The sequence below is a fragment of the Diaphorobacter sp. C33 genome (genome assembly GCF_030503915.1).
Classification (GTDB): Bacteria; Pseudomonadota; Gammaproteobacteria; order Burkholderiales; family Burkholderiaceae_C; genus Diaphorobacter; species Diaphorobacter nitroreducens.
The window spans coordinates 3409559-3421791 of record NZ_CP129980.1 but is presented as its reverse complement, the minus strand read 5'-3'; the positions used below and the strand labels follow the sequence as shown (position 1 = coordinate 3421791).

Annotated in this window: 12 protein-coding genes; 5 read left to right on the top strand and 7 right to left on the bottom strand. The window is 69.2% G+C overall.

Features of this window, described 5'->3' with window-relative positions:
- Positions 1-146: 146 nt before the first annotated feature.
- Both QY917_RS16140 and QY917_RS16135 read left to right on the top strand, forming a co-directional pair.
- Positions 147-317: a hypothetical protein gene (locus tag QY917_RS16140; RefSeq protein ID WP_012655490.1), complete on the top strand. Its 171-nt coding sequence runs from the start codon at positions 147-149 to the stop codon at positions 315-317.
- A 114-nt stretch (positions 318-431) separates the two neighbouring features.
- The gene (locus QY917_RS16135; RefSeq protein WP_302077929.1) at positions 432-986 is read left to right on the top strand and encodes a hypothetical protein; all 555 of its coding nucleotides are present in this window, start codon (positions 432-434) and stop codon (positions 984-986) included.
- Between the two features lie 69 nt (positions 987-1055).
- Here the strand turns inward: QY917_RS16135 and QY917_RS16130 are convergent, their stop codons facing one another.
- On the bottom strand, positions 1056-1727 hold the full coding sequence (locus QY917_RS16130; RefSeq protein WP_123674887.1) for a DNA-3-methyladenine glycosylase I: 672 nt from the start codon (positions 1725-1727) through the stop codon (positions 1056-1058).
- A gap of 74 nt (positions 1728-1801) precedes the next feature.
- Here QY917_RS16130 and QY917_RS16125 point away from each other — a divergent pair, with 74 nt between their 5' ends.
- Positions 1802-2947, top strand: a complete 1146-nt coding sequence (locus QY917_RS16125) for an aminopeptidase (RefSeq protein WP_123674886.1) — start codon at positions 1802-1804, stop codon at positions 2945-2947.
- A gap of 86 nt (positions 2948-3033) precedes the next feature.
- On the opposite strand, the gene QY917_RS16120 is transcribed toward QY917_RS16125, so the two are convergent.
- The 4 genes from QY917_RS16120 to QY917_RS16105 form a co-directional block, all read right to left on the bottom strand.
- Positions 3034-3291, bottom strand: a complete 258-nt coding sequence (locus tag QY917_RS16120; RefSeq protein WP_011803915.1) for an acyl-CoA-binding protein — start codon at positions 3289-3291, stop codon at positions 3034-3036.
- An 84-nt stretch (positions 3292-3375) separates the two neighbouring features.
- Positions 3376-4476, bottom strand: a complete 1101-nt coding sequence (locus QY917_RS16115) for a M14 family metallopeptidase (RefSeq protein ID WP_123674885.1) — start codon at positions 4474-4476, stop codon at positions 3376-3378.
- A gap of 100 nt (positions 4477-4576) precedes the next feature.
- Positions 4577-5782 (bottom strand): M20 aminoacylase family protein, encoded by a 1206-nt coding sequence (locus QY917_RS16110; RefSeq protein ID WP_012655485.1) that lies wholly within the window; start codon positions 5780-5782, stop codon positions 4577-4579.
- Positions 5783-5897: 115 nt separating this feature from the next.
- Positions 5898-7046, bottom strand: a complete 1149-nt coding sequence (locus QY917_RS16105) for an ABC transporter substrate-binding protein (protein WP_011803912.1) — start codon at positions 7044-7046, stop codon at positions 5898-5900.
- 121 nt (positions 7047-7167) lie between these two features.
- Here QY917_RS16105 and QY917_RS16100 point away from each other — a divergent pair, with 121 nt between their 5' ends.
- Complete coding sequence (locus tag QY917_RS16100; protein ID WP_123674884.1) at positions 7168-9234, top strand: molybdopterin-dependent oxidoreductase; 2067 nt, start codon at positions 7168-7170, stop codon at positions 9232-9234.
- A 64-nt stretch (positions 9235-9298) separates the two neighbouring features.
- Here the strand turns inward: QY917_RS16100 and QY917_RS16095 are convergent, their stop codons facing one another.
- Positions 9299-10267 carry a tripartite tricarboxylate transporter substrate binding protein gene (locus tag QY917_RS16095; protein ID WP_123674883.1) on the bottom strand — a complete coding sequence of 323 codons (969 nt, stop codon included), beginning with the start codon at positions 10265-10267 and terminating at the stop codon, positions 9299-9301.
- Between the two features lie 76 nt (positions 10268-10343).
- Entirely contained in the window at positions 10344-11327 is a 984-nt protein-coding gene (locus tag QY917_RS16090; protein ID WP_011803909.1) for a fumarylacetoacetate hydrolase family protein, read from the bottom strand.
- A gap of 115 nt (positions 11328-11442) precedes the next feature.
- Here QY917_RS16090 and QY917_RS16085 point away from each other — a divergent pair, with 115 nt between their 5' ends.
- Complete coding sequence (locus QY917_RS16085; RefSeq protein WP_012655480.1) at positions 11443-12231, top strand: IclR family transcriptional regulator; 789 nt, start codon at positions 11443-11445, stop codon at positions 12229-12231.
- Positions 12232-12233 lie beyond the last annotated feature (2 nt).

Sequence of the window (12233 nt, the reverse complement as noted above, 5' to 3'; positions counted from 1 at the left end):
CGTGGATGCCTCACCAGACGTGCCCCAACAGCTCATTTATTAATAGCAGATTTGGTGTCACGCCTGGCACACCCCTCGGCCTTGGAAGGGCGCTCGCGGCTATGGCCTAATAGGGCGTTTTCACCGTTTTCATTTCAGGAGCCATCATGGGCAACAAAATCGTCACCGAAGCCGACCGCAAGCGCACTCCCCGTCCCACCCCCATGCCCGGCATGGCAGTGACCACCCACGGCCGCGGCCAGCGCGTGAGCCTGGAGCGCGGCGTGGCCACGCGCAGCAAGAAAAACCCTGGCAAGCGCAGCAACAAGGGCGGCTGATCGCCCCTTTTGCCCGGCTTAGCCTGCAAGCCCTCTTCGGAGGGCTTTTTCATGGGCGGCGCTGCACGCCGCCCGTGCCGCACAATCGCCGCATTCCCGCTACCGGAAGGCCCCATGCCCCAGACGCCCGCGCCACTGTCTCCCGAAGATGCCGCCGCGCTGTACCAGGCCCTGCGCGCCGAGGGCATGGCCGACGCCCTCACCACGCTGCACATCGGTGGCGCGCACACGCGGCTGCTGAGCGGCGCCGCAGACGCGCCCGCGCTGCTGCGCACGCTGGACATCGGCGCGCGCGTGACGGCCGCCACCTGCTTTGCCCACCAGCCGCCCACGGAGGCCGAGATGGAGCACGCGATCATGCTGGTGGAAGATGCGGTGATGCCGGTGCGCGACCTGCTGGCGCCCGGCTCCACGCTCTACACAGCCGACGGCGGCATACGCCAGATCGCGCTGGCTGCGGGCCTGCCGGCGCAGCCGGAGTTGCGCCTGCCGCTGGAAGCGGTGGAGCACACCTTCAACCGCCTGGCCGCCCTCAGCCTGGGGCGCCCCGCCACGCAGGACACCTTTGCGCAGGACAACGCCTTCGCGGCCACGCTGCTCATCCTGCGCGAGTGCCTGCACCATCTGGGGTTCGACCACATCGTGGTCCGGTCCGACGCGGTGGTCTAGGGCCTGTTCACACTATTTTTGCCAGTGCGAATAGCGTGAGCCGGCCTTAAGCCGGCTTTGGGGCGCGCATCAGCCCGCAGCGGGGGGTGTGAACGCGGCGCGCGCGGCCTCTGCCGCAGCGCGTGCGCCGCAGCCCTCCAGGTGGTCGTTGACCAGCCCCATGGCCTGCATGAAGGCATACATGGTGGTTGGACCCACGAAGCTGAACCCACGCTTCTTCAAATCCTTGGACAGCGCCACCGACGCCGCCGAGGTGGTCATCGAACGCACCGCAGGCAGCGTCATGCGCTCGGGCCGCTGCTGCGCGGCCAGGGGCGCATAGCGCCACACATAGTGCGCCAGCGACCCGAACTCGCGGCGCAGCTCCAGCACGCGGCGCGCATTGTTGATGGCCGACTCGATCTTGCCGCGGTGGCGCACGATACCGGCGTTGCCCATCAGTTGGTCCACCTCGGCGGCGCCGAAGTCCGCCAGCGGCTCGGCCTCGAACTGCGCCAGCGCCGCGCGGAAGGCCTCGCGCTTGTTCAGGATGGTGATCCACGACAAGCCGGCCTGGAACCCCTCCAGGCAGAGCTTCTCGAACAGGCGGCGCTCGTCCGTCACCGGGAAGCCCCATTCGTGGTCGTGGTAGTGCTGGTACAGCGGGCTGGCGCGGCACCAGAAGCAGCGCGCATGGCCGCCCTCGTCGGTGAACAGGCCACTGGCCTCGTCTGGGGGGGAGGGTTCGATGGTTTCGAGCATGGGGGCATTGTGGGGGTTGGGTCGCATGGCGCAAGAACGTCTTGCTATGCTTGGCCGCACCCGCCTCCGCCACCATGAGCACATCCACCCCATCGCCCCGGCGCCCGTGGCCACTGCTGGCAGCCGCGCTGCTGCTGGGCGGCTGCGCCCAGTCGGGCGGCACGTTGGGCTACTACTGGCAGTCCCTGCGCGGGCACCTGGAGATCATGAACGCCGCGCGCCCGGTGCAGGAGTGGATCACCCACCCCGACACCTCCGCGCCGCTGCGCGAGCGGCTGCAGCTGGCCCAGCGCGCCCGGGCGTTCGCGGTGGACGAGCTGGCCCTGCCCGACAACGCCAGCTACCGCCGCTATGCGCGCCTGGACCGCACGGCTGCCGTGTGGAACGTGGTGGCGGCGGGCCCCTATTCGCTCACGCTGCACCGCTGGTGCTTTCCGATCACCGGCTGCATCGGCTACCGCGGCTACTTCGACGAGCCCGGCGCACGGGCCGAGGCCGCGCGCCTGGCGGCCACGGGACTGGAGGTCAGCGTGTACGGCGTACCCGCGTATTCCACGCTGGGCTACAGCAACTGGATGGGGGGCGACCCGCTGCTGTCCACCTTCATCGGCTGGCCCGAGGGCGACTTCGTGCGGCTGCTGCTGCACGAATTGGCGCACCAGGTGGCGTATGCCGAGGGCGATACCGCGTTCAACGAATCCTACGCCACGGCGGTGGAGCGGCTGGGCGTGCAGCGCTGGCTGCAGCAGCACGCCACCCCGGCCACCCGCGCCCAGTTCGCGGCCAGCGAGGAGCGCCGCGCGCAATGGCGCGCGCTGACCCAGGCAACGCGCCGACGGCTGGCCGAGATTTATGCATCAAATGGGGCTGTAGCGCCCGACCATCAAGCGCTATCAGCTATGAAAAAAGAAGCAATGCAGGACTTCCGCGCGGCCTATGCCACGCTGCGCGCGCGCTGGCTGGCCGCACACGTCCCGGAGGCACAACTGGCGGCGCTGGACCGTTGGGTGCGCGATGCCAACAACGCCAGCTTCGCCGCGCAGGCGGCTTATGACGAAGGGGTGCCCGCATTCATGGCGCTGTTCGAGCGCGAGGGGCGCGACTGGCCGCGCTTTCATGCAGCCGTGCGGGCGCTGGCCCAGGCGCCGCAGGCCGAGCGCACCGCCGCGCTGCAGGCGCTGGCGCCACAGCCGCCCCGGGTGGCCCACGGCGGAGGCTGACGCCGCGTTGCCCCCGCCCCCGCGTGCCTGCTGCGGCTTCGCGGCCTGGGGGACGGTTGGCCCGCACGCTGGCGGGCCCACAGCGCTCAGCCGCGCAGGGATTCGATCAAGTCGATGTACTGCTGCTTGGCCGCGTCGCCGGACGTGCCCTTGAGCTTTTCCCAAGCGTCCCACTTGGCGCGCCCCACGATGTCAGAGAAGCTCGGCTTCTTCTCGGCGTTGTCGCCGGCGGTGGCCTGCTTGTACAACGCATAGATCTTCAGCAGCGTCGGGTTGTCGGGGCGCTCGCTGAGGTTCTTGGAATTGGCCACGGCGGCCTCGAAGGTGGCGTTCAGATCGGACATGGAGTGTCTCCGGTTCAGGGTTGGTATCGCCGCACAGTGTAGTCAAAACACGAACGACCGTTCTTTTTTAAAGCCTCCCCAGGATCACGCCATGCACAGCCCATCCACGGCCTGGAACAGCACCTGCCGCGCCTGGCTGATCACCTGACCCTTCCAGGCGTCGGTGTCGGTGTAGAAGGCCTCGCGCATCTGGGCATGGACCCGCGCGGCCAGGGCGGGCGATGCCTCGGGATGCCGGTGCAGCCAATGGTCCGCCCGCAGCGCCTGCAGCACGGCGGGCGCGGGCTGCGTGCCGAACTCCAGCGTGAGGGCCGTGACCTCCGCCTGCGGGCACTCGTCATAGGCGCTGTGGCACATCAGCCCCGTGAGCGGCGCAGAGGTGGAGGAGCCGTCTTCGGTGGACGTGACCGGCGTGGCGCCACCCCCGTCCCACCAGCGGCGCGCACGCGCCAGGGCCTGCGCCTCGTCGCGCCCCGCATGGATGCGCTCGCCATGGCCGCTCGGCCCCAGGCCCGTGTGCAGGTCCACCCAGGCGATGCGTTCGGCGCGCGCGCCCGCGCGGCGCAGCACGGCGCGCAACGTGCAGTTGCTCCAGGTGGGCGCCGTGCCGCCGAAGTACAGGCCGTCCGGGTGCTGGTACTGCCCGCGGGTGATCGCCGCCTGCAGCGCCTGCAAGCCGTGCGCATTCAGCAGATCGAGCAAGGCCTGCGTATTGGCCTCGCTGGGCGGCCATTCGGGCGGCAACAACACGGGGTGCAGCGCACTGTAGGCGGGGTTGGCCGGCAACGGCTGGCTGAAGTCCACGAAGTTGCGATTCAGGTCCACGTTTTCGTGTGTCACGCGGCGCAGGTGGGCGAAGCCGTACGGGTTGAGCGCATGCAGGTAGAGCACGGCCACACGCTGCGCCCGTGCCTTGGCGCGCCACTCGCCATCCTGCAGCGCGAACACCTGCACGCCACTGCCGCACAAGCCCTCCACGCCGTGGCAGCCGCTGCTCACGATGAGCAGGCGGGGCGCGTCAAGCGGCCCATCCCGCACCACGTCCAGCGCCAGCGTCTCGCCGTTGGGGCCGCACAGCGGATGCACCTGCGGATGCAGCGCCAGGCCGGCCACCGCCGCGGCGCCAACAAATTGAGCCCGCGCCTGTGCGTAACTTGCGGCGAACGCCTGCGGGATACCGATCATCGAAACCCCCTTTGGACATGTAAAAAAGGCCCCACCGCGCAACGGTGGAGCCTGGGCATGTCAGCCGTGTGAATGCCGCCTCACGGGGACCCGGAACCTCTCAGGCCGTGGGCTGTGCCAGCCATTGGCGCGCCAGTTCCACCCAATAGGTGCCGCCCAGCGGAATCAGCGCATCGTTGAAGTCGTAGCTGGGGTTGTGCAGCGTGCAGGGACCGCCGCCGTGGCCCATGGCGCGGTGGTCGCCGTCGCCGTTGGCGATGAACACATAGGCGCCCGGCTTGGCCTGCAGCATGAAGGAAAAATCCTCCGCGCCCCCGGTGGGCTCCTGCGCCAGCACCTTGTCTTCACCCACGATGCCCACCATCACCTGGCGCGCGAACTCGGCCTCGGCCGGCGAGTTGATGGTGGGGGGGTAATTGCGCACGAACTCGAATTCGCAGCGCGCCTCGAACGCGGCGCAGGTGTGCTCGGCCACCTGCCGCATGCGGCGCTCGATCATGTCCAGCAGCTCGGTGGAGAAGGTGCGCACCGTGCCCTGCAGCTCGCAGCTGTCGGGCACTACGTTGGTGGCCTCGCCGGCGTGGATCATCGTCACCGAGATCACGCCCGCCTCGATGGGCTTCTTGTTGCGGCTGATGATGTTCTGGAACGCCTGCACCATCTGGCAGGCCACGGGCACGGGGTCAATGCCCATGTGCGGCATGGCGCCGTGGCTGCCCTTGCCGCGGATGGTGATCTTGAACTCATTGCTTGACGCCATCACCGGGCCGGGGCTCACGGCAAAGCTGCCGGCCGGCATACCCGGCCAGTTGTGCATGCCGAACACCGCCTGCATGGGGAACCGCTCAAACAGGCCGTCCTTGATCATCTCGCGTGCGCCGCCGCCACCCTCTTCCGCCGGCTGGAAGATCAAATACACGGTGCCGTCGAAGTCGCGGTGCTTGGAGAAATACTGCGCCGCCGCCAACAGCATGGCCGTGTGGCCGTCGTGGCCGCAGGCGTGCATCCGGCCCTGGTGCTTGCTCGCATGGGCGAAGGTGTTGAACTCCTGCATGGGCAGGGCGTCGATGTCTGCGCGCAGGCCCACGGCGCGGCCGCAGGCACCGCCGTCACGGCCGTGCACGATGCCCACCACACCGGTGGTGCCCAGCCCGCGGTGGATGGGGATGCCCCATTCGGTGAGCTTGGCCGCGATCACGTCGGCCGTGCGCACCTCCTGAAAGCACAGTTCGGGATGGGCATGGATGTCGCGCCGCACCTCGGCGATGGCGGCCGCTTCGCGGGCGATGGAGTCGATGATGTTCATGGGGATCGGGCCTGTCGTCCTGAGAATGCCACAGTCTAGCCGTGCTCCCCGATCCGCGCCGAAGCGGGCCCGAAGCCCCTGCGACCCGCCGATGGCGCCGGCGGGCGAGGAGCGCTCAGGTGCGCACGCGGCCGTCGCCGGTGAGCATGGACATCTCCACGAAGCGCGAGCCCTCATGGTCGGACGGGCTGAAGTTGACCGTAAAACCGCCCACCGAACCGCGCAGGGATTCCAGCCCCGCCACCAGGCTCTCGCGGGTGAGCTTGCCGCTGGCGTGCGCCTGCGCGTTGCGCAGCCCCTCGATGAAGACGCGCGCGGCCAGGTAGCCCTCCATGCTGGAGTAGTTGGCCTGCACGTTGCCGCCCTTCTTGATGGCCTCTTGGAATTCACGCGTGATCTGGCGCGACTGTTGGTAGGGCGAAGGCACCACCTGCGACACCACCACGCCCGCGCCGTTGGCGCCCAGCGCATCCGCCAGCGCCTGCGTGCCCACGAAGGACACGTTGTAGAACTTGCCGCCGTACCCCGCCTTGCGCGCGGCCAGCACGAACGCCGCACTGGCGGCATAGGCACCGATCTGCACGATGGCCACGGGCTGCGCCGCCACCAGCGGCGCCACGGCAGCCGTCACGTTGGCGGAGTTGCGCGCCACCGTGCCGGTCGCCACGGGCGCCAGCTTGCGCGTGGCCAGTGCACGGGTCACGGCGTCCAGGCCAGCCTTGCCGTAGGCGTCGTCCTGGTAGAAGACGCCGATGCGGTCCAGCCCCAGGTTGGTGAGCTGGCGCACGATGAGCTCGGCCTCGTCCGCGTAGGAGGCGCGCACGTGGAAGGCCAGGCGGTTGAACGGCTGGCGCAGGGACTCCGCGCCCGTGACGGGCGCGAAGAATGGCACCTTGGCCTGCGTGAACAGTGGTTGCGCGGCCAGGCTGGTGGGCGTGCCCACGTAGCCAAAGAGGGCCAGCACGTCCTCATTGATCAGGCGGCGCGTGTTCTCGGCGCAGCGGTCGGGCTCGTAGCCGTCGTCCAGCGAGCGCAGCTCGATGGTGCGCCGCCCGATGCCGCCCTGGGCATTGACCTGATCGAACGCCAGCTTGGCACCCGCCTGGAACTGCAGGCCCAATTGGCTGGCAGGCCCGGTCAGGGCCGCGGATTGGCCCAGCACAATGCGCGTGTCGCTCTGCGCGCGCGTCAGGGATGCGCCGGTCAGCAGGGCCGCGCCCATCCCTGCCGAGAATTGCCGGCGGCTCAACCGCGTTGAATGCATAGAAAACCCTCAGAGTAAACCATTATTGAAATAAATAAGGCACTGCGTTAAACGGAGTGCCCGGCGCGAAGTTTACCGAAGCCCGTTTTCCCCGGTTCATCCCTCACCAAAGTCCCCACACATGCTCCCGACTCCCGTCCCCGACGCTTCGGCCACCCACCAGGTGCGCGGCGCCTGCCCCCACGACTGCCCCGACACCTGCGCCCTGATCACCACCGTGGAGAACGGCCGCGCCGTGCGCGTACAGGGCAACCCGGCGCATGCGCAGACCGGCGGCGTGCTGTGCGCCAAGGTGTCGAAGTACGCCGAGCGCACCCACCATGCCGAGCGCATCCTCACGCCACTCAGGCGTACGGGCCCCAAGGGCAGCGGGCAGTTCACACCGGTGAGCTGGGACGAAGCGCTGGGGGACATCGCGGCGCGCCTGGCGCACATCGCCGCGCGCGACCCCCAGGCCATCCAGCCTTACAGCTACGCGGGCACCATGGGGCTGGTGCAGGGCGAGAGCATGGACCGGCGCTTCTTCCACCGCCTGGGCGCGTCGCTGCTGGCGCGCACCATCTGCGCCACGGCGGGCGGCGAAGGCCTGGTGCACACGCTGGGTGCCAAGGTGGGAATGAAGGTGGAGTTCTTCGCCGAGGCCCAGCTCATCCTGATCTGGGGCAGCAACTCCATCGGCAGCAACCTGCATTTCTGGCGCATCGCGCAGCAGGCCAAACGCGACGGCGCGCGCCTGGTCTGCATCGACCCGCGCAAGAGCGAGACGGCCGAGAAATGCCATGAGCACCTGCAACTGCGCCCGGGGACCGACGCCGCGCTGGCCCTGGCGCTGATGCACGAACTGATCGTGCACGACTGGCTGGACCACGACTATCTCGCCCGGCACACGCTGGGCTGGGAGCAACTGCGCGAGCGCGCCCTGCAGTGGCCGCCCGAGCGCGCGGCCGAGGTCTGCGGCCTGCCCGTGGAGCAGATCCGCCGGCTGGCGCACGACTACGGCACCACGCGGCCCGCCGCCATCCGCCTGAACTACGGCGTGCAGCGCGCGCACGGCGGCGCCAACGCGGTGCGCGCCATCGCCAGCCTGCCGGCACTCACGGGCGCCTGGCGCCACCGCGCAGGCGGCGTGCTGCTGTCCAGCTCCGGCAGCTTCCCCGTGGACCGGGCCGCGCTGCAGCGCCCCGACCTGCTGGCGGGCCGCAGCCCGCGCACCATCAACATGGTGACCATCGGCGACGACCTGCTGCGCGACGCATCGCCCAGCTTCGGGCCGAAGATCGAGGCGCTGGTGGTCTACAACAGCAACCCCGTGGCCGTGGCGCCGGACTCCCGCCAAGTGGTGCGCGGCTTTGCGCGCGAGGACCTGTTCACCGTGGTGCTGGAGCACTTCCAGACCGACACGGCCGACTACGCCGACTACATCCTGCCCGCGACCACGCAGCTGGAGCACTGGGACGTGCACCTGGCCTACGGCCACACCGACGTGCTGCTCAACCGGCCCGCGATTGCGCCCCAGGGCCAGGCGCGCAGCAATGCGCAGATCTTCCGCGACCTGGCCGCGCGCATGGGCTTCACCGAACCCTGCTTTGCCGACAGCGACGAGGCACTGTGCCGCCAGGCCTATGGCGACCAGGTGGACTTCGATCTGCTGCTGGAACAGGGCTTCGCGCCCCTGTCCGTGCCCGATGCGCCATTCGCCGACGGCGGCTTTCCCACGCCCTCGGGCCAATGCGAGTTTTACAGCCAGCGGCTGGCCGACCAGGGGCTGGATCCGCTGCCGGGCTACGTGCCCAACCACGAGGGCGCGGGCACCTCGGCCGACTACCCGCTGGCCATGATCTCGCCGCCGGCGCGCAACTTCCTCAACTCCACCTTCGTGAACCTGCAGAGCCTGCGCGACATCGAAGGCCGCCCGCTGCTGGAGATCCACCCCGAAGATGCCGCGGCGCGCGGCATTGCCGACGGCGCCCTGGTGCGCGTATTCAACGACCGCGGCAGCTACGCCTGCCACGCCGCGCTCAACGGGCGCGCCCGTCCCGGCGTGGTGAACGGCCTGGGCGTGTGGTGGCGCAAGCTGGGCCACAACGGCACCAACGTGAACGAACTGACCAGCCAGGCCCTGACCGACCTGGGCGCGGGGCCCACGTTCTACGACTGCCGGGTACAGGTGGAGCCGCTGGCCTCTTAACTATCAAAAAGTTAGCTGTTAGCGCTTGACTGTCAAGCGCTACAGCCACTTTTGGCACCAAACCTCAATCCAGCTTCACGCCCGTGGCGGCAATGACCGGCCCCCAGCGCCGCGCCTCGGCGCGGGCCAGCGCGTGGAACTGCTCGGGCGTGCCGGCCAGCGGTTCCATGCCAAAGGCCCGCATGCGCTCCACCACCTCGGGCGCGGCCAACGCCTGGTTCAGCCCGGCATTCAGCCGTGCGGTGATGGCCGTCGGCAGCCCGGCCGGGCCCAGCAGGCCCTGAAACGCATAGACCTCGGCATCGGCCACGCCCACCTCTGCCAGCGTGGGCACGTGCGGCAGCGCGGCCGCACGCCGGGCGGCGCCGATGGCCAGCGCACGCACCTTGCCCGACTGGATCACCGGCAGGCCGGCCGCAAGGTCCAGGAACATGCAGGGCACCTGGCCACCCATCACGTCCTGCACCGCCGGGGCCGCGCCGCGGTAGGGAATGTGCGTAAGGAACGTCTGCGTGCGGTGCTTGAACAACTCCATCGCCAGGTGGTGCGGCGAGCCGTTGCCGGGCGAGGCGTAGTTCACCTGGCCGGGGTGGGCCTTCACATAGGCCAGGAAGTCCTGGAAGGTCTGCGCCGCGAACGCCGGATTCACCACCAGCACCAGAGGAAAGCGCGACAGCCCGCCGATGTACGTGAAGTCCTTGTCCGGGTGGAAGGGCAGCCGGCGGTACAGGTGCTCGTTGTAGGCCAGCAGCGCGTTGTCCGCCGACATGACGGTGTAGCCGTCCGGCTTGGCGGTGGCGACGATCTGGCTGCCGATGTTGGTGGACGCGCCAGGCCGGTTGTCCACCACGATCTGCTGGCCCAGCCCGCCGCGCATGGCCTCGGCCACGGTGCGCGCCAGCACATCGGTGCCGCCGCCCGCCGGGTAGGGCACCACCCAGCGGATGGGTTGGCTGGGATAGCCCGTGTCGGCGCGTGTCCACGGCGCCGCCGCCGTGGCGGCACAGGCCGCCAGGAAGGTTCTGCGTTCCATCGGTTGTCTCCTTGCTCTTTTATTAATAGCTGCTCGCGCTTGATGGACGGGCGCTACGGCCCAAAATGACCTCAAACTACTGCGGCGCGGCAATGGTCTGGTCAATGGCGCCGAACAGGCTCTGGCCGGCCTTGTTCTTCATCTCGATGCGGATGGTGTCGCCATAGCGCATGAACTCGGTGCTGGGCTGGCCGTCCTGGATGGTCTCGATGCAGCGCTTTTCGGCAATGCAGCTGTAGCCCTTGGCCCAGTCCTTGTTGCTCACCGTGCCGCTGCCCACGATGGAGCCGGCGCGCACGTTGCGTGTCTTGGCGATGTGCGCGATGAGCTGGCCGAAGTGGAAGGTCATCTCCGGCCCCGCGTCGCACATGCCCACCTTGCGGCCGTTCCAGGTGGACTGCAGCGTGAGGTGCACGCGCCCGCCCTGCCAGGCGTCGCCCAGCTCGTCCAGCGTCACCGCCACGGGGCTGAAGGCGGTCGCCGGCTTGGACTGGAAGAAACCGAAGCCCTTGGCCAGCTCGGCCGGGATCAGGTTGCGCAGGCTGACGTCGTTGGCCAGCATCACCAGGCGGATGCCGTCCAGGGCCTGCTCCGGGCTGGCGCCCATCTTCACGTCGCCGGTGACGACGGCAATCTCGGCCTCAAAGTCGATGCCCATGGCCTCGCTGGGCACCACCACGTCGTCGCAGGGGCCGATGAAGTCGTCGCTGCCGCCCTGGTACATGAGCGGATCGGTGTAGAAGCTGGCGGGCACCTCGGCATTGCGCGCCTTGCGCACCAGCTCCACGTGGTTGATGTAGGCCGAGCCGTCCGCCCACTGGTAGGCGCGCGGCAGCGGCGCCATGCACTGCTGCGGATCGAAGGGGAACGGATGGCGCGCGCGGCCGGCATTGAGCTGGTCGTACAGGTCCTGCAACTGGGGCGCCATGAAGTTCCAGTCGTCCAGCACCTGCTGCAGGCGGCTGGCAATGCCGGTCGCATAATGGGCCGTGCCCAGATCGCGCGACACCACGACAAGCTGGCCGTCGCGCGATCCGTCTTTGTAGGTAGCAAGTTTCATGGGCCTGGGTCTCCGGGTGAATGCATCGCCTGCGCCGCGCGAGCCCTCTCGCCTGGCACAAATTACGATCCAGTGAATTGATTTAACTAAACAAAACTCCAAAATTCTAGTGCAGATGGACAAGGAACGCGTCGGCATTCAGTCGGTGGAGGTCGGGTTCGCGCTGCTGGACGCGCTGTCGCGCGCCCGCGGGCCGCTGATGCTCAAGGACCTGGCGCAGGAGGCCGGCATGAGCGCGGCCAAGGCCCACCGCTACCTGGTGAGCTTTCAGCGCCTGGGCCTGGTGGTGCAGGACGCCCGCAACGCCCGTTACGACCTGGGCCCTGCGGCACTCAAGTTAGGGCTTGCTTCGCTGGCACGCCTCGATGCCATGCGGCTGGCGCGCGAGCGCATGGCGCCACTCATGGATGCGCTGGGCCACACGCTGGCGCTGGCCGTCTGGGGCAACCATGGACCGACCATCGTGCACTGGGAGGAGGCACCACGCGCGCTCACGGCCAACCTGCGCCTGGGCGACGTGATGCCGCTGCTCAGCTCCGCCACGGGCCGCTGCTTTGCCGCTTACCTGCCACGCGAGAAGACCGCCGCGCTGCTGGCCGAGGAACTCGCGCTCGCCACCCGCCAGGGCCGCGCCGACCTGCCGCACGACGAGGCCGGCGTGCAGGCACTGCTGCGCGAGGTGCGCGAGCGCCGCTGCGCGCGGGTGCTGGACACGCTGCTGCCGGGCATCCACGCTTTCTGCGCGCCCGTGTTCGACGCCGGCGGCCACCTGGCCCTGGCCATCACCACGCTGGGCCCCGCCGCCACGTTCGATGCCGCCTGGGGCGGTGCGATAGAGGCTCCGCTGCGCGCCGCGGCGGAGCAGCTCTCGCGCGACCTGGGTCACGCCGCCACACCCGGCTGAAC